At 38.8% G+C, this 18217-nt stretch carries 11 protein-coding genes, 6 tRNA genes and 1 pseudogene; 14 read left to right on the top strand and 4 right to left on the bottom strand.

The window, feature by feature from the left end; all coding sequences use genetic code 11:
• The first annotated feature begins 3 nt into the window (after positions 1 to 3).
• The 13 genes and pseudogenes from PVK70_RS10450 to nspC all read left to right on the top strand — a co-directional run bounded on the left by PVK70_RS10450 (position 4) and on the right by nspC (position 11434).
• Entirely contained in the window at positions 4 to 2373 is a 2370-nt protein-coding gene (locus PVK70_RS10450) for a DNA polymerase II (RefSeq protein WP_130047415.1), read from the top strand.
• Positions 2374 to 2523: 150 nt separating this feature from the next.
• Positions 2524 to 3168, top strand: a complete 645-nt coding sequence (gene uvrY / locus PVK70_RS10455) for a UvrY/SirA/GacA family response regulator transcription factor (protein WP_060991346.1) — start codon at positions 2524 to 2526, stop codon at positions 3166 to 3168.
• The gene (uvrC, locus tag PVK70_RS10460) at positions 3168 to 4994 is read left to right on the top strand and encodes an excinuclease ABC subunit UvrC (protein WP_130047416.1); all 1827 of its coding nucleotides are present in this window, start codon (positions 3168 to 3170) and stop codon (positions 4992 to 4994) included. Before uvrY ends, uvrC begins: the two co-directional genes overlap by 1 nt.
• A gap of 45 nt (positions 4995 to 5039) precedes the next feature.
• Positions 5040 to 5594: a CDP-diacylglycerol--glycerol-3-phosphate 3-phosphatidyltransferase gene (gene pgsA, locus PVK70_RS10465; protein WP_130047417.1), complete on the top strand. Its 555-nt coding sequence runs from the start codon at positions 5040 to 5042 to the stop codon at positions 5592 to 5594.
• 317 nt (positions 5595 to 5911) lie between these two features.
• A tRNA-Cys gene (locus PVK70_RS10470) sits at positions 5912 to 5985 on the top strand.
• 22 nt (positions 5986 to 6007) lie between these two features.
• A tRNA-Gly gene (locus PVK70_RS10475) sits at positions 6008 to 6083 on the top strand.
• A 108-nt stretch (positions 6084 to 6191) separates the two neighbouring features.
• Positions 6192 to 6278, top strand: a tRNA-Leu gene (locus PVK70_RS10480).
• A gap of 32 nt (positions 6279 to 6310) precedes the next feature.
• Positions 6311 to 6386, top strand: a tRNA-Gly gene (locus PVK70_RS10485).
• A gap of 107 nt (positions 6387 to 6493) precedes the next feature.
• Positions 6494 to 6580, top strand: a tRNA-Leu gene (locus tag PVK70_RS10490).
• Between the two features lie 32 nt (positions 6581 to 6612).
• Positions 6613 to 6688 (top strand) — tRNA-Gly (locus tag PVK70_RS10495).
• Positions 6689 to 7476: 788 nt separating this feature from the next.
• Positions 7477 to 8976: pseudogene (locus PVK70_RS10500) on the top strand (pyridoxal phosphate-dependent decarboxylase family protein); the annotation flags it as partial.
• Positions 8976 to 10220, top strand: a complete 1245-nt coding sequence (locus PVK70_RS10505) for a carboxynorspermidine synthase (RefSeq protein ID WP_130047419.1) — start codon at positions 8976 to 8978, stop codon at positions 10218 to 10220. The pseudogene PVK70_RS10500 and the gene PVK70_RS10505, both read left to right, overlap by 1 nt.
• 65 nt (positions 10221 to 10285) lie before the next feature.
• A complete protein-coding gene (gene nspC / locus PVK70_RS10510; protein ID WP_130047420.1) occupies positions 10286 to 11434 on the top strand; it encodes a carboxynorspermidine decarboxylase in 1149 nt (382 codons plus the stop codon).
• Between the two features lie 124 nt (positions 11435 to 11558).
• Here the strand turns inward: nspC and PVK70_RS10515 are convergent, their stop codons facing one another.
• Positions 11559 to 12056 carry a glycine cleavage system protein R gene (locus tag PVK70_RS10515; protein ID WP_130047421.1) on the bottom strand — a complete coding sequence of 166 codons (498 nt, stop codon included), beginning with the start codon at positions 12054 to 12056 and terminating at the stop codon, positions 11559 to 11561.
• Between the two features lie 130 nt (positions 12057 to 12186).
• Positions 12187 to 14364 carry a YccS family putative transporter gene (gene yccS / locus PVK70_RS10520; RefSeq protein ID WP_130047422.1) on the bottom strand — a complete coding sequence of 726 codons (2178 nt, stop codon included), beginning with the start codon at positions 14362 to 14364 and terminating at the stop codon, positions 12187 to 12189.
• Between the two features lie 167 nt (positions 14365 to 14531).
• On the opposite strand from yccS, the gene helD reads away from it, so the two are divergent.
• Entirely contained in the window at positions 14532 to 16595 is a 2064-nt protein-coding gene (helD, locus tag PVK70_RS10525) for a DNA helicase IV (protein WP_130047423.1), read from the top strand.
• 80 nt (positions 16596 to 16675) lie between these two features.
• Here helD and PVK70_RS10530 read toward each other — a convergent pair whose 3' ends face one another.
• Together PVK70_RS10530 and torT are read right to left on the bottom strand one after the other, a co-directional pair.
• Positions 16676 to 17131 carry a methylglyoxal synthase gene (locus tag PVK70_RS10530; protein WP_130046070.1) on the bottom strand — a complete coding sequence of 152 codons (456 nt, stop codon included), beginning with the start codon at positions 17129 to 17131 and terminating at the stop codon, positions 16676 to 16678.
• Positions 17132 to 17201: 70 nt separating this feature from the next.
• Positions 17202 to 18197: a TMAO reductase system periplasmic protein TorT gene (gene torT, locus PVK70_RS10535; RefSeq protein WP_130047424.1), complete on the bottom strand. Its 996-nt coding sequence runs from the start codon at positions 18195 to 18197 to the stop codon at positions 17202 to 17204.
• Positions 18198 to 18217: the final 20 nt, after the last annotated feature.

Genomic DNA, 18217 nt, shown 5'->3' on the forward strand with positions numbered 1-18217 from the left:
AGATTGAATTCACATCAGACAGGCTTTTTACTTACTCGACAAAACAAAGAAATAAATTCACAAAGCTTGGTCGATTTATGGGTTAAGTGTGATGACCATATTGCACATCTTTTAATTGAGAGTGAACTTGCTGTCGCTTTTATTTTGACAGAGCGTTTATCTGAGTATAAGCGTGTTTTACATAGCCAACAGATCTCATACACACTTAAAGAAACACAATTAAGTACTTTTCATCATCAAGCCGTCACTGCTATTTATTTCACAAGCACACATCAAAAGCGTCAAGTCGCTCAGTATTTTGAGCAAGCCGAATTACCCATTTTTGAAAACGATATTAGATTAGCTGATCGCTATTTAATGGAGCGATTTATCTGTGGAGGGCTTTCTTTTATAGGAACGCCTATACAACGAAAAAACCATATTGAGTATCGAAATGTCAAAATTAAAGCCGCCGAGGTAACCCCGTCTTTCAGCAAAGTATCATTGGATATAGAGTGTTCTGAAAAAGGTATTCTGTATTCCGTTGCTCTACATAGCGACTTAGACACTCGTATCATTATGGTTGGAAAACCAGAAGAAACTGAGTTATCAATTGAATGGGTAGAAAATGAAAAAGCATTATTACTTGCATTAGAGCGTTGGTTTCAAACCTTTGACCCCGATATCGTTATTGGTTGGAATGTCGTTAATTTTGATTTTCGTTTGCTTATTCAGCGTGCTAAATGGCATAACCTCTCATTTCGATTAGGCCGAAGCAACAGTAATTTGTATTGGCGGGATTCAGATAAGAATCGCCAACAAGGTTTTCTTTCGTTTCCTGGTCGAGTGGTTCTTGATGGTATTGACGCTTTAAAAACAGCGACTTATCACTTTTCGAGCTGGTCTCTAGAGAATGTTGCGCAAGAGTTACTTAATGAAGGTAAATCAATACATGATCCAAGCGATCGTATGGGTGAAATTAACCGTATGTATCGAGAAGATAAGCAAGCGCTTGCCAATTATAATCTTCAAGATTGTATTTTAGTATCACGAATTTTTGATAAAACCCATTTGTTAGAGTTTGCGATTGAAAGAACAAAACTAACAGGGGTAGAGCTGGATCGCGTTGGTGGTTCTGTTGCTGCATTTACAAACTTATATTTACCAAGGTTGCATCGCTCGGGCTATATTGCGCCTAATCTTGAAAGTGAAAATTGGATTGCTAGCCCTGGTGGCTATGTGATGAATTCAAAACCAGGGTTATATGACTCTGTATTGGTGCTCGATTTTAAATCACTTTACCCTTCAATAATTAGAACGTTTCGGATTGATCCTCTCGGTCTTATAGAGGGGTTAAAGCAGGAAGTTGGAATAGAAAAAGATCAAGCGATTGATGGCTTTAGAGGTGGACGTTTTCATCGAACAAAGCATTTCTTACCGAGTTTAATTGAATCTTTATGGTCAGCACGAGATGTCGCTAAAAAGAATGATGAGAAAGCATTTTCTCAAGCGATAAAAATTATCATGAACTCTTTCTATGGGGTTTTAGGCTCGTCAGGCTGTCGTTTTTTTGATCATCGCTTGGCCTCTTCTATTACGATGAGAGGGCATGAGATCATGAAAACCACTCGTGAGTTGATAGAAGAGAAAGGCTATGAGGTGATCTATGGTGATACGGATTCAACATTTGTCACATTAGGACAAAAAGTATCTTCTAAAGAGGCTGACAGAATTGGACATGATTTAGTGAAACATATTAATGAGTGGTGGAGCGAATACTTACTTTCGACTTACGCCATAGAGTCTTCACTAGAGCTTGAATATGAAACCCACTACCGTACTTTTTTAATGCCTACTATTCGTGGTTCTGAAACAGGATCAAAAAAGCGATATGCAGGTTTAATTCGAAAAGATGGCGTAGAGAAAATGGTTTTTAAAGGGTTAGAGACCGTTCGTACTGACTGGACTCCTTTATCACAAACTTTTCAAAAAGTGCTTTTTGACAAAGTATTCCATCAGCAAGAGGTAAAAGAGTATGTTCGTAAGTATGTTGACGATACAAAATCAGGACGACTGGACGAACAACTTATTTATCGCAAGCGCCTTAGAAGAAAATTAGACGATTACCAAAAAAATGTACCGCCTCATGTTAAAGCTGCTCGATTAGCAGATTATTATAATCAACAAGCGGGTAAACCTGCTCAATATCAATATGGTGGTTGGATTGAGTATGTGATAACAACAGCAGGTCCTGAGCCAATTGAATATAGAAAAAATCCGGTCGATTATGACCATTATGTTGAAAAACAACTAAAACCAATTGCTGATGGGATACTGCCTTTTATTGGTTTGGATTTTTCTGAGCTATCAGCATCGCAATTAGGTTTGTTTTAACAATCACTTATAAAGTCAATAGATTTTTAATAGTAAAAATTTGCGTCCTAACGCATAATCAATATGCGACAGTCTTATTTTTTAAGGTAAAATAGGTACTGAAATTAACCTCAAGTGAGGTTGCAGTAGATTTATATCGGAGTGTCAGTTGTGATTAAAGTTTTCCTTGTAGATGATCATGAGCTGGTTCGCACAGGGATTCGACGTATTCTTGAAGACGTCCGTGGAATTAAAGTAGTAGGGGAAGCTCACAGCGGTGAAGACGCCGTAAAATGGTGTCGAACAGAGCAGGCAGATATTGTCCTAATGGATATGAACATGCCTGGTATCGGTGGCTTAGAAGCCACGAAAAAGATTTTACGCTTCAACCCAGATATGAAAGTAATCGTATTAACTATTCATACTGAAAATCCATTCCCAACAAAAGTAATGCAAGCCGGAGCTGCTGGTTACTTAACAAAAGGGGCTGGTCCGGACGAAATGGTTAATGCCATTCGTATGGTTCAGAGTGGTCAGCGTTACTTATCACCAGAAATCGCGCAACAAATGGCATTAAGTCAATTTACACCTGATTCTGAAAATCCATTCAAGGAGCTTTCAGAGCGTGAATTGCAGATTATGATGATGATTACCAAAGGCGAAAAAGTGACGGATATTTCCGAGCAATTAAACTTAAGCCCTAAAACGGTAAACAGCTATCGCTATCGTTTATTCAGTAAATTGAATATAAGTGGGGATGTTGAATTAACCCATCTTGCTATTCGTCATGGTATTTTAGATGCTGAGACGCTTTAGTGCCTTCTTTTGATTCAAATGCTTTTTTAAAGTCTGTAACACATCAGCCCGGTGTTTATCGTATGTATAACACCGAGGCTGAGGTTATTTATGTTGGTAAAGCAAAAGACTTAAAAAAACGATTATCTAGCTATTTTCGTAGCAATATCCCATCTGAAAAAACCAAAGCCTTAGTCAGTCATATTGATCATATTGATGTGACGGTAACCCATACTGAGACGGAAGCTCTTATTCTTGAGCATAATTATATCAAGCAATATTTGCCTAAATATAATGTGTTACTGCGAGATGATAAATCTTATCCTTATATCTTTATTTCAAACCATAAGCATCCTAGGATCTCAATCCACCGTGGTACGAAACGAAAGAAAGGGGAATATTTTGGGCCATATCCTGATTCTGGAGCGGTACGAGAAAGCCTCCACTTAATTCAAAAATTGTTTCCTATTCGTCAGTGTGAAGATTCTGTTTATTCGAATCGTGCTCGTCCTTGCCTAATGCACCAAATTGGTCGTTGTTTAGCACCGTGTGTAAAAGGCATTGTGAGTGACGATGAATATAAAGAGCAAACCGAGTTTATTCGTTTGTTTTTACAAGGCAAAGATCGGCAGGTGATTCAAACTCTTGTAGAACAAATGGAAGAGGCAAGTCAATCGCTTAAATTTGAAAAGGCTGCGATTATTCGTGATCAAATTCAAGCAATGAGACGTATGCAAGAGCAGCAATACGTATCAGACGACAGCGGTGATGATTTGGATGTATTAGGTTTTGCTATTGAAAATGGCTTGGCTTGCATACACTTATTAATGATCCGACAAGGTAAGATACTTGGAAGCAGAAGTTTTTTTCCTAAAATACCGGCTAAGACAGATAAAGAGGAAGTGTTTTCAAGTTTTTTAACTCAGTATTATTTGAATCACTCACAAGGGCGAACTATTCCTAATCGTGTTGTAACCAGTTTTGAGTTTGATGAAAAAGGACTAGAGCAAGCATTAACCGAGCTTTCTGGTCGTAAAGTACAATTTCAGTTAAACCCTAAAGGAATGAAAGGGCGCTATTTAAAGTTAGCTGATACCAATGCATTGACGGCACTAACCAGTAAATCAAACCATAAGTTAACGATTCATCAACGCTTTAAGCAATTAGAAGAAGCACTATCGTTAAATTCAATTCAACGAATGGAATGTTTTGATATTAGTCATACTATGGGGGAGAAAACCGTTGCTTCTTGTGTTGTGTTTAATCAGGAAGGACCAGTAAAAGCAGAGTATCGACGTTATAATATAACAGGTATTACAGGAGGCGATGATTACGCAGCAATGGCTCAAGTGCTTGAGCGTCGTTATAGTAAGCAGCTTGATGTAGATAAAATTCCTGATATTGTTTTTATTGATGGAGGGAAAGGGCAATTAAACCGAGCTTATGAAGTCATTTCTAAGCATTGGGTTGATTGGCCAAAGCAACCATTGTTGCTAGGTATAGCCAAAGGTGTAACACGTAAACATGGGCTTGAAACATTAGTCAAAGTATCTGGTGAAGAGTTTTCTATGCCAAGTGATTCTCCTGCGTTACACTTAATACAGCATATTAGGGATGAAAGTCATAATCATGCAATTAGTGGACACAGAGCTCAACGAGCTAAAGTGAGGAAAACCAGTACATTGCAAAACATTGACGGTGTTGGTCCAAAACGAAGACAAGCATTATTGCAGTATTTAGGTGGTCTACAAGAATTAAAAAGTGCAAGTGTTGAAGAAATAGCCAAAGTCCCCGGCATTAGCCGTTCTTTGGCAGAAAAAATACAGGATGCGTTGAAACACGGATAAAAAAAGCGCACCATAGGCCCAGCGGACCAAAACTAAAGAATTATTATGCGATTAACGATACCAAATATACTCACGTTTATCCGACTTGCACTTATTCCAGTGTTTGTTGTTGTTTTCTATCTGCCTTATGAATGGTCGGCTTTTGCCGCTGCAATGGTTTTTTGGGTTGCAGGTTTTACTGATTGGCTTGATGGGCTATTAGCAAGAAAGTTAGGCCAAACTTCTCGCTTTGGTGCTTTTTTAGATCCAGTGGCTGATAAAGTTATGGTAGCTGCTGCTTTAATTTTGATAACAGAGCATTATCATTCGATTTGGGTGACAATTCCAGCCATCACTATGATTGGGCGTGAACTGATTATTTCTGCCTTGAGAGAGTGGATGGCAGAGATTGGAAAAAGAGCCAGTGTTGCTGTTTCTTGGGTTGGTAAAGTAAAAACAGTTTCTCAAATGTTTGCACTATGGGTGCTAATTTGGCGCTATGATGATTGGATGATTTGGGTTGGTTATGTCGCTTTATATGTCGCAACTATTCTAACGTACTGGTCTATGATCCAATACTTGGCTGCTGCGAAAGATGATTTGCTTAATGCAGACGATTGATTGAATTAAATATATGAAAAGCGAACTTAGGTTCGCTTTTTTTATGTTAATGCATTTCGTTTTTTATAGTGAATTGATATTCCTTACTTTTGTTGTCTCTTAATTGGAATGATTAGAGCTTATTTTTTAACTTATCTAGTGTTATCTGTACCAAGAAACACATCTTTTCGTTTGTTTTATATTCATTTTGATCGCATTTTATCCAAACGAAACAAAAACAGAAAAATAGTGTTGACTCTAAGTTCTGATTCAGTAGAATGCATCCCGTACCCAAGAGGAAGGCAGTAAATAAGCGGCTAGCCAATTGAGGATACATTGGCGCCTTGGCAGAGTGGCTATGCAGCGGATTGCAAATCCGTGGACCTCGGTTCGACTCCGGGAGGCGCCTCCAATCTCTTTTTAGAGATGACTTTGCGACACTAGCTCAGCTGGTAGAGCGCAACCTTGCCAAGGTTGAGGTCACGAGTTCGAGCCTCGTGTGTCGCTCCAGATTTTGTAAAAGGCAGTCACGTAACATTGGCAGACTGTTTTAAAGATGGTGTCTAACCGTTCTTTTTAGAACACATTGGTTAGGAGCATCGCAATAAAGAATTGCGTGCCCTGGTGGTGGAATTGGTAGACACAAGGGATTTAAAATCCCTCGGCGTTCGCGCTGTGCCGGTTCAAGTCCGGCCCGGGGCACCATCTATTAAAGTCTACATTGAAAAATGTAGCATGCGACACTAGCTCAGCTGGTAGAGCGCAACCTTGCCAAGGTTGAGGTCACGAGTTCGAGCCTCGTGTGTCGCTCCAAATTTGTAAAAGGCAGTCATGTAACATTGGCAGACTGTTTTAAAGATGGTGTCTAACCGTTCTTTTTAGAACACATTGGTTAGGAGCATCGCAATAAAGAATTGCGTGCCCTGGTGGTGGAATTGGTAGACACAAGGGATTTAAAATCCCTCGGCGTTCGCGCTGTGCCGGTTCAAGTCCGGCCCGGGGCACCATCTATAAAAGTCTATATTGAAAAATATAGCATGCGACACTAGCTCAGCTGGTAGAGCGCAACCTTGCCAAGGTTGAGGTCACGAGTTCGAACCTCGTGTGTCGCTCCAAACAAGAAAGCCTGTTCAGAAATGAGCAGGCTTTTTTACGTTGAGACTATAGTTAAAAGAGGTTTGACCCATGCTCTCATGAGCAGTGTCACAGCTGGTAGAGCGCAACCTTACCAAGGTTGAGGTCACGCCTAAGACCTTGAAGATCGGGAACCTCGTGTGTCGCTCCAAACAAGAAAGCCTGTTCAGAAATGAGCAGGCTTTTTTACGTTTAAAGCAAGATAAAAAGCGGCAAGCTCCGCCAGAAATAATTGTTTTTGCGTATCAATTTCATGATTATGAATAAAAATTTCCAAAATATGAACAGCTGTGTTATTTTTCTTCACAATCTCGGAACTGTTCTGGGGGAGACGCGTTTTACCTTTATATTTGTCTAAAACTTAAAGAGTGAATACGTAGGGTAGGTATCAACAAAAGCTTGTTGATAGAAGGGATACTAGTGACGGAAACGTCATATTTATGGGAAACCCAACATTGAATACATTTAAATTACACACTCAAATCTGCTTAATACTTCCATTATGCCCTGTATTAGAAACAGGAAGCATCACCGAGCCTTGATCCTTTAAAAACTTACTGTCTTTATGGCATATATCAATCCATATCTATCGTGCTATGGACAGCATTTCCACATCTTAAATTTCTTATTTAGACTATATCAATGCATATAGGCCTAACTAGAGATCACAGAAGTATAAAGAAAACGAGTTTTCAGGGTTATAAAAATGAGCACACTTATCGATGCGAATACTGTTATTTCTGTATCGCATTTATCAACTCAATTCGTAGAAGAAAATAGTCAAAAAGAGCCTAGCCAGAAGGAAAAATGGCAAAAATATTTTATTCAAACAGGTGAGGGGGGCAGCGATGAATTTCTTTCTATGTTGAATCATACTAATCGGACATTAGCTGCAGTATTTGAAAAAGTACAATTACCGTATTCAGGAGTAAAGCCTGAGCTGATTGAAAAAGCCATTCAAAGCGTAAATCTAGATAGTGAACCATCAGATCTACGACATGTTATTGATAGAACAACAGAGTTAGTTGTTAAAAACTCAATATTTGTTCAGCATCCAAACTGTATTGCGCATCTTCATACTCCGCCATTGCTTTCATCTATCGCTGCTGAAGCGATGATTGCAGCGCTTAATCAATCAATGGATTCATGGGATCAAGCTTCGTCAGCAACCTATGTAGAACAAAAGGTAATCGATTGGGTATGTGAGAAATACCAGTTAGGTATGTGCTCTGATGGCGTATTTACCAGTGGTGGTACGCAAAGTAACTTAATGGGATTATTACTCGCTCGTGATTGGATAGCTGACAAAATAAGCCAACATTCAATTCAAAAAATGGGCTTACCAGAGTATTCAAATAAATTACGCATAATATGTTCTAAAAAATCACATTTCACCGTACAAAAATTGGCCTCTTTATTAGGGTTAGGTGAGCGTTCTGTATGCTGTGTTGAAACAAATTCAAATGGCACTATTGATATCAATTCATTAGAGGAAACACTTGGTGAATTGAAAGCAGAAGGGTTAATTCCGTTTGTTTTAGTGGGGACCGCTGGTACAACAGATCATGGGGCTATTGATGATTTATCTACGTTGTCTTCCATAGCACAGGCTGAAGGTATGTGGTTTCATGTAGATGCTGCTTATGGTGGAGCGTTAATATTAAGTCAGGACAAGCTTCGATTAACGGGTATTGAACATGCTGATTCTCTTAGTGTCGATTTTCATAAATTGTTTTATCAAACTGTCAGTTGTGGTGCGATCTTAATAAAAGATAAATCTAATTTCGGTTATCTACGACATCATGCTGATTATCTAAATCGTGAAGATGATGAACTGCCCAATTTGGTCGATAAATCCATCGCGACAACAAAACGTTTTGACGCCTTAAAAGTGTTTATGACAATGCAAAATGTAGGGGCAGAACAATTAGGACAAATGTATGACCATCTGCTAATTCAAGCCAAGCAAGTTGCAACCTTAATTCAAAATAATGATCGGTTTGAGTTACTGGCAGAACCATCACTTTCAACCGTATTATTCCGCTCTAAAAGTACAACGGTCAAAGAGTTAGATGATCTAAATAAAACGGTCAGGCTAGAAGCGTTAACGCGTGGTATAGCCGTTTTAGGCGAAACGGTCGTTAATCATAATGTCGCGTTAAAACTCACCATCTTAAATCCAGGTTTGAAGATGTCAGATTTTGAATCTTTATTGAAGCAAATTGATAACTTAGTAATTGAACAAGAAAAAATAAGGGTAAAACAATAATGTCTATTCTACAAATTGGTGCAGGTGGTGTTGGATGGGTTATTGCACATAAAGCAGCCCAAAATAATGACACACTGGGTGACATTACGATTGCTTCTCGCACAATTGAAAAGTGTGAAAAAATTATCGAATCAATTAAGGGCAAAAGCAACTTAAAAGATACGACTAAGAAACTGGAAGCAAAAGCTGTGAATGCTGATGACGTTGAGGCACTCGTTACTCTTATTAAAGAAGTTAAGCCTGATCTTGTTATTAATGCGGGTCCTCCTTGGGTTAATATTTCAATCATGGAAGCGTGTTATCAAGCAAAGGTTTCTTACCTAGATACATCAGTCGCAGTGGATTTATGCTCAGAGGGACAACAAGTACCCGAGGCTTATGATTGGCAGTGGAGTTATCGTCAGAAGTTTAAAGAAGTAGGCATTACCGGTATTTTAGGTGCAGGCTTTGACCCAGGCGTAGTCAGTGTATTTGCCGCGTATGCAGTTAAGCATTTGTTTGATGAGATTGAAACGATTGATGTCATGGACATTAACAATGGTGATCACGGTAAAAAGTTTGCGACAAACTTTGATCCTGAAACCAACATGCTAGAAATCCAAGGTGATTCTTTTTATTGGGAAAATGAAGAGTGGAAACAAGTACCTTGCCATACTCGTATGCTAGAGTTTGATTTCCCACATTGTGGTCGCCATAAAGTATATTCAATGGCACATGATGAAGTGCGCTCCATGAAAGAGTTTATTCCGGCAAAACGGATTGAATTTTGGATGGGCTTTGGTGACCAATATTTAAATTACTTTAACTGTATGCGCGATATTGGTTTGTTAAGTCCTGAGCCGCTGACATTGCATGATGGTACAGTTGTTCAACCACTGCATGTATTAAAAGCGCTATTACCCGATCCAACCTCATTAGCTCCGGGTTATACCGGGTTAACTTGTATCGGTACTTGGGTGCAAGGCCAAAAAGACGGAAAAGAGCGTAGCGTATTTATCTACAATAATGCTGATCATGAAGTTGCGTATAAAGACGTAGAGCACCAAGCGATTTCTTATACGACAGGAGTGCCAGCGATTACTGCGGCGCTGCAATTCTTCCGTGGTGAATGGGCTGATGCCGGTGTATTTAATATGGAGCAGTTAAACCCTGATCCATTTTTAGAAACAATGCCAAGTATTGGTTTAGATTGGCATGTGCAAGAGTTAACGCCAGAGCAACCAAAGATTAATATTCTAAAATAATAATCAATAATTTATAGGCCGCTGTATTACACATTGGCTTTGTTCGATTTTTAGAGAAGATAATAATGACAACTCAATTAAATAAAAATGAGTTAAAAACGCCATATTTCATGATTGATGAAGGCAAGCTAATCGCTAATCTTGAAGTCGCTAAACGCTTAAAAGATCTTTCTGGTGTAAAGCTTGTACTAGCATTGAAATGTTTTTCAACATGGGGCGTTTTTGACATCATTAAGCCTTACCTTGATGGGTCAACTAGCAGTGGTCCATATGAAGTCAAATTAGGCCATGAAACCTTTGGTGGAGAAACACATGCGTATAGTGTGGGTTACAGCGAGGATGATGTAAAAGAAGTGGTCGATATTTGCGATAAGATGATCTTTAATTCGCAGTCGCAATTGGCTGCTTATCGCCACTTAGTTGAAGGTAAAGCATCGATTGGTCTTCGCTTAAATCCAGGGGTTAGTTATGCAGGGCAAGATCTTGCTAATCCTGCACGTGAATTTTCACGTTTAGGCGTACAAGCTGATCAACTCGATCCTCTTGTGTTTGAAAATTTGAATGGCGTTATGTTTCACATGAATTGTGAGAATAAAGACGTAGATGCATTTTCATCATTGCTAGAGGCTATTTCAGCTAAATTCGGCACATACTTGGATGGCTTGGAGTGGGTTAGTTTAGGCGGTGGTGTCTTCTTTACTTGGCCTAATTATGATGTAGAGAAATTGGCGTTGGTGTTAAAAGCGTTTTCTGAAAAACATCAAGTTCACTTATACCTGGAACCGGGCGAGGCGATCATTACCAAAACGACAGACTTAGTGGTAAGTGTGGTAGATATTGTTGAAAACGGCAAAAAAACGGCCATTGTAGATTCCGCTACTGAAGCACATCGTCTTGATACATTAATTTATAATGAGCCAGCCTCAATATTAGAAGCGTCAGAGAAGGGGCAGCACCATTATGTTATTGGTTCATGTTCATGTTTAGCTGGCGATCAATTCTGCGAAACGCAATTTGATCAACCATTAGCCATTGGTCAAAAGCTACACTTAGTAGATAGTGCAGGCTATACCATGGTGAAGCTAAATTGGTTTAATGGTTTGAAAATGCCATCAGTGTACTGTGAACGTACAACAGGAAAGATCGAAAAATTAAATGAGTTTGGTTACACTGATTTTAAACGTTCTTTATCCCAATGGGCGGTAAGCTCGTAAATTCTAAATAGATCAAATAATTAATGGAATTGGTATAAGTATCAAACACAGTAAAAATGACCGTTTTTAGGCGGTCATTTTTTATGAGTTAACAAAAATAATCAAAGAGCTACGCTGGTTAGCATTAGATAACGGTAACGACCATATCTTCACTTAGCGCTTCGATCTCAGCGGCTAAGTCATTAATATTGGCGCTGATTGGTAGTTTTAAACTTAATGTTGCCGTAAACACGCTGCTGCCATTTGCGGGAACACCAATACGATGGCTATCCATATCTATTAATTCAACAGACTCTTTTTGCAGTATATTACTGATGTCATTTACGATACCAGCTCTGTCCTCAGCATCGACTTTTAGACGAGTGTGCTGATGCTCTACAATGGTTTCTAAGGCATCACTAAACGTAACGATGAGATCATCTTGAGAAGAAAAATAATCTTGCACGGCTCTTTTACGGCTTGTAGGTACTTCAATTTTAATGACCGCTGAAATATGCGCATCAAGATAGTGAACCTTACTAACTAACCACTTTCCCCCTTCTTCATGAGTTACAGAAGCAAGGCGCTTAATTAAGTCAGGGCTAGAAATACCAACAAACGCAGCAATAAATACACTTTTCATAGTGACGCCTCCAACAGAGTTATTATCTTTTTATAGTAAAGAGTAGCTACTATTTAGTGTAGACGTCTAAGTAGAAAAATGTTTGATAAGTATCAACTTACCGAGGTAAGACAATGATCTACTTCAAACTTTATTGCTCTACTTTTACCTCTTTAGTGCGTGAGCTTAGTATTTCAGAGAGTGAATGCATTTCAGGTAAAATTTGATGAATTAAATGCAATTGCTGCAGTACCATTCTTACTGAATTTTCATCCTCATCTCGCCATTCTGAGAGGCGTTGTTCAATACTTTCTTCAGCAATAATATTCAATTTATCATTACAATCCGTATTACTGAGTTGGCATTGAATTTGGTTCAAATGTGAATGGATAATGCGATGAGATTCTGCGACTAACTGATGTGTTTCTTCATCTTTTAAACGGGTTCGATGAGCACCAAGTGCCGAAATGTAACTCAGCATGGCATGGCATAAACAAAGAAAACGGAATGACTCATCCACCGCTGTTTGATATTTACCCGGTTCAATCAACATATTACTGATGGCAGAGCTGAGTGCCGCCTCATTATTATGTGCTTGTCTGCGGGATAATCGATATTGTAAGGAATCTTTTTTACCAGCTCGATATTGCGAGATTATGTTAGCTAAATAATCCTGATGCGCATTCACTGTATCAGCCATTACCTTATGTAAACGTTTTGATTGCCAGTCGGGTAGGATATAAGTGACAGCGATAACCGCTAAAATACAGCCAACAATGGTATCTCCTAAACGAGGAAGGATAACCGTATAACCTTCACCTAATTGGTTAAAGCAGAACAAAACCAAAATGGTGATAAAGGCAGTTGCAAAGCCATAGTTAGCAAGACGGAAAGCAAAAAATAATACTCCAGCGATAACCATGAGAACCAGTTGACTATCAAGAGAGGGGAATAGGACTAAGAGTGCTGTTCCTGCCAATAAACCAATAATCGTGCCTGCAACACGAGCGACTAATTTCTCTTTAGTTGCACTGTAGTTTGGTTGGCACACAAAAAGAGTGGTTAATAAAATCCAGTATCCACGTTCTAAATCAAACGCTTGGATAATGCCATAACCGGCAGTAAGTGCGAGAGCCATTCTAATAGCATGGCGAAATAGAACAGAATCAGTAGTCATATTGGCTTTTAAGCGTTGCCACATAGCCTTTGGTGTGTGTGCTCCTTGGTCTGCTAATACCGTATCTTCTTCAATATCAAGACTACGTTCTGGATTACTAATATTGGCGAATTGACGCTCAACGGTTGCTAAGTTATTAAACAGATATTCAAGTTGAATAACGGAGAGTCGCCATTCAGGTCGTTGTTGTTCTTTTATTGCGATTAAAGATTGCTGTAGTTCATCTAATGCAAAAATGGACGTTTGTGCATGTTGGTAGGGTAAACCTAGAGATAAGCAGCGAGCAACCTCTTTACAGGCTAAAGATTGGCTATGAAGTAAATGCTTAAAACGAAAAAGAATGTCACTACGATTAAACGTGTTCGCAAGGTCTTGGTAGCGATAATGGCTAGAACTAACGCGTTCATGAATATCTTGAGCAATGAAGTATATTTTTAAAAATCGGTCGCTAGCACCGACAACATGCCCACCTTGAGCTCGAGTCAGTAATGAGGCTTTACTGTTATTTAATGCCGTTACCATTTGTGCATTATTCTTAGCTTCTTGAATACGATAAGGCTGAGGCGTTAAGTTAGTGACAGGGTGAAACAGTTCACTTTTAATATCTAAATATCTTGCCATTGTTTCAAATACGGTCGCTAGATTTTGTTGTACCGGTTGCAGAGGCCAAAAAATCTGCCAAGTCAGGGATATCGAATAATACCAAGCAGCACCTCCCAATAATAACATTGGTTGGTACCAAAGATTTGGGCTGTCGGCGGCGCCTAGCATGGTATAAATAGCAATTAATAATGAACCAAACGCGATACTGGCATAACGGGGCCCTAATGCACCAAGCATGATAAAGGAGACGGTTGAACAGAAGAGACCAATCGCAAATAAAATAGGCGTATTGAAAAGTAACTCGATAGAGAAAGCGGCAATAGCAAAACAGATAAAGGTTAAAAATAATGCTTTAAGTCGGCCTGATAATTTATCTTCTGTCTCAGCTAAAGCAGCTGCAATGATCCCCAGAATTAAAGGAGTAATCGCTGTGTTTTGTTCCAAATACCAACATGGAATGACGGCACCGACTAAAGCGAGCAGTACACGAACACTAAAGTTGATGGTTTTATTAGCCCAATATTGGCGAAAAATTTGACGATAAGTCACAATAAGCAGCATCTAACGAGTGGAAAAAATCTATCATAACAAAGTCCTATCGATAAAAAAGTATAAGCGTCAAGATCATTGTCTTAATACTGATCTGGGACAACAAAAAAAGAACCTGATATCCTAGGCACTCTTCGAGTTAAATTTTCTTTAGGTAGTATTGAATAATGCAGATCAAAGCAACCACTTTCGCTCAGTGGTTAGTTCAGGGTGATTATTATCAACTTGAATTAGAACCAGAGCAGCTGTTGTTTACCTCACATAAATTCCAAGTATCAGTCCCATTTGATAAATGGAGTGGGAAGGTGACTTTTCAAAGAGGGTTGGTTTGGAGTTCTCTTTGTTTTTACAATCGAAATGATCAGGTCGCATGGCGAGTTTCAGGGCTACCGTGGCAAGAGTGTGACGCTATTATTAATAACGTCTTAAATGCGTATGCCGATTGGAAAGAATCAAAGATAGTAATGTTAAATCAATTAAAACCACAAATGTTGGAATTGGTTGATGATTTTGTTTCTCAACGCCGTTTTCTTAAACAAACCGAAGCCTTAATGATGGTCGAAAAACTGTACGATCTTTTTGAGCAAACAGGCCTTTCAATACCATTGGCTGAGCAACTGCAACCAGACAGTATTGCACCAGTATTAAATTGGTTAACTGAGCCTGAAGAGCAGCTGAAAAAGTTAAATGAAGTATGGTTAGAAGAACAGAAAGTAGAGTGGAAAACCTTCTTTTCTGAGTGTGAGTCTCAGCCATTAAATGAATCTCAGCAAAGCGCGCTATTATTAAATGAAGACCATACGTTAGTACTTGCAGGCGCAGGCTCTGGAAAAACCAGTGTACTTGTAGCACGAGTGCGCTATTTAATTGAAAGTGGCCATGCACAAGCAGACGAAATTTTATTACTTGCTTTTGGTCGTCAAGCGGCACAAGAAATGTCAGCTCGTATTATCGAAAAATTGGGATTCGACATTGGACAAAAAGTAAAAGTCGCCACTTTTCATCAACTGGGTTTGGATATTATTCGCCATGTTGAATATCAACAACCAAGACTTTCTTGTTTAGTTACGGATGTTAAGTCACGTAAAGAGTGGTTTATCCATGTACTTGATTCTGAATGGAAAAATGCGACAGCAAGTAATCGCTGGAAAAAACATCTTAAAAAGTGGCCAATTGCTTATTTAAGAGGGGATGTCGATTTAAAAGAAGAATCGCATAATGAAAAATTGCAAGAATGGCTATATAAGCAAATCTGCCAATTGAATGCATTACAACTTGATAAAAAAGAGATCATTGAACGAATTGAAACGCATATAGATGCTGCTCGTTTAAAAAGTGAGCTAAATATTGTTTGGCCATTTTTTAAAGCGTATGAACGAACGTTAAAGCATGAAGAAGCTATTGATTATGAATTGATGATTTCAAAAGCGAAGCAGTACATTAATGATAAAAAATACGATTTGCCTTGGTCTTTTGTCATGGTTGATGAATACCAAGATATTTCACCTCAACGCTTAGATTTAATTGAAGCGATTTGTCATAACGAGAATATGCACAATACCAAAGCGACGTTGTTTGCTGTTGGTGATGATTGGCAAGCTATTTATCGTTTTGCCGGGGCAGATGTATCATTAACGACTGGGTTTGAGAAACGTTTTCAATCGACTCAAATTGCACATTTATCTACAACGTATCGTTTTAATGATCAAATTGGTGCAGTCGCGAATCGCTTTATTCAAGAAAACCCTATGCAGCTTAAAAAAGAGCTGATTAGTTTTACTAAGCAGAAGAGAAAGGCTGTTAAAGTTATTGAGCATTGTTCAATAGAAAAAGAGTTACTGTCTTTGTCTAAAAATGCGCGCAAAGGTGAAAATGTCGTTATTTTAGGGCGCAATCACAACCATAAGCCAGATAATTTTGATGAATGGCTAAAGTATTATCCAGGCTTAAACTTAGAATACAAAACCTGTCATGCCAGTAAAGGAACAGAAGCAGATTATGTCTTTATTGTGGAGATGACGGATGGCCAGTTCCCAATGAAATCAAGAGCTGAGTCATTGGATGGCGCACTGCTTCCTCATGAAGAAGATTTTAGTTATGCAGAAGAGCGTCGTTTATTTTATGTAGCTCTAACTAGAGCAAAAAGAAAAGTGTGGGTGGTATACCATGGTAAGCCTTCTCCTTTTGTTCAAGAGTTAGTCGATAAAGATTATCCAGTGATCATTGAATAATTAACTAGAAACTAATAAAAAATCCCTTACTGAACTATTAATGCAGTAAGGGATTTTTTGTATTTGATTTCCACTAATATTTATAAACGTTCAGCTAAATAAGCATCGTAATCAGGAATTTCAATCTCAACTTCTTGCGTCATATTAGGGGATGTGATCATTAATTTTGCGCTAGCACGGTTCATGGCAACCGGGACATTCCAAACCGTTGCAATACGTAGTAATGCTTTTACATCTGGGTCATGAGGTACTGCATTTAAAGGGTCCCAGAAGAAAATCATCATGTCGATTTTACCTTCAGAGATTAATGCACCTAATTGTTGGTCGCCTCCCATAGGGCCGCTTAATAAACTCTTAATAGCAAGTCCTGTTTCACGGCTGAGTAGGTTTCCTGTTGTCCCTGTCCCAAATAAAAAATGTCCCTGCAATGCGTCTTTGTTCTCCTTAACCCAGCGCAGTAGCTCTGGTTTATAATGGTCATGAGCGACAAGTGCAATATTTTTATGCGCAGGGATAATCCGTGTTGTTTTTTTCATTAAGGTTCCTTATTTAGTTTTACTTTAACCTAGCCTAGTGTTTCTTCATCTCAATTACATGACAATCATACTAATCTTGAGCAGCAACAAAGAATGTAGGTCGATATTCCGCTGGAGATAAAGAATCTTGCAATATATTTTTAGGTAAATGATCGGGTGTTAACGTTTCAATCGTTGGTGATATTTTAAAAGGCAAGGGGTGGAGGTTTAAATAGCCAATAGCTTGCTGAATGCTTAATCGACCTTGCAGTACCATTTGATCTGTAGGGGAAAATAACACACGTTCTCGCAATAAACCGCGATATACTGCATGACTTAGGTAAGTTGAAACTAACCCGACTTTATTTTGCCATTTTCTGCTAGCTAACTCACTGATAGCAACTTCAATAGCAACGGCTCCACCGACTAAGTAATCTAGCTTTTCATTCTCAAGCGCATCTTGAATTAGGTTTCGTTGTAATTCTTTACTATTATCTCCCCAATAAGTTGCACTAACAATAATGTCACTGTCTTTAATAGCATCATTAAACCCTTGAGTCACAGGTTTGGTTCCACCTCGAGTTTTAGGCCCTGGTAACCAGCCAATATAGGTAATACCTGACCCTTTTGGGTGCTGCTTTGCTAGAAACTCGCCAGCTTTAAACCCCATGTTGTACCAATCTACTCCCACTTCGCCAAGATGAAGAGGAGGGAGAGGTGGAAGCGAACTCACTAATTCGTTTACACTAGCAAAGACAGGGATATTTTTAGTTAGTTTTTTTAAGTCTGATTGAAAGGCAACAGGGTCAACGGTACCTAAAATGATCGCGTCTGCACCAATAGCCACACATTGTTTAATTTGTTCTTTTTGACGGTTAACATTTGGGTATCCACCTGATTCATATACGGTGAGTTCAACGTTATTTTGTTTTGCTTCTTTTACCATCCCATAATTAACTGATAGCCAATATGAGTCTTTTAAATGAGGATAAATAGCACATATCTTCCAAGGTTCTTTTGCTGAGGCAATAGGGGATAATAAAATGGAAAGTAATAGAATTGCTATTGAATGAAAAGTAAGTTTCATGGTCTCTTCGCACTGACTTT

This window comes from Aliivibrio sp. A6 (assembly GCF_028765505.1).
GTDB lineage: Bacteria > Pseudomonadota > Gammaproteobacteria > Enterobacterales > Vibrionaceae > Aliivibrio > Aliivibrio finisterrensis_A.

What these genes read in the sequence shown, in the direction of transcription:
- pgsA (WP_130047417.1), top strand. Translation starts at nt 5,040, where the DNA reads ATGCGATTAACGATACCAAATATACTCACGTTTATCCGACTTGCACTT.
- PVK70_RS10505 (WP_130047419.1), top strand. Translation starts at nt 8,976, where the DNA reads ATGTCTATTCTACAAATTGGTGCAGGTGGTGTTGGATGGGTTATTGCA.
- nspC (WP_130047420.1), top strand. Translation starts at nt 10,286, where the DNA reads ATGACAACTCAATTAAATAAAAATGAGTTAAAAACGCCATATTTCATG.
- PVK70_RS10515 (WP_130047421.1), bottom strand. Translation starts at nt 12,056, where the DNA reads ATGAAAAGTGTATTTATTGCTGCGTTTGTTGGTATTTCTAGCCCTGAC.
- helD (WP_130047423.1), top strand. Translation starts at nt 14,532, where the DNA reads ATGCAGATCAAAGCAACCACTTTCGCTCAGTGGTTAGTTCAGGGTGAT.
- PVK70_RS10530 (WP_130046070.1), bottom strand. Translation starts at nt 17,131, where the DNA reads ATGAAAAAAACAACACGGATTATCCCTGCGCATAAAAATATTGCACTT.
- torT (WP_130047424.1), bottom strand. Translation starts at nt 18,197, where the DNA reads ATGAAACTTACTTTTCATTCAATAGCAATTCTATTACTTTCCATTTTA.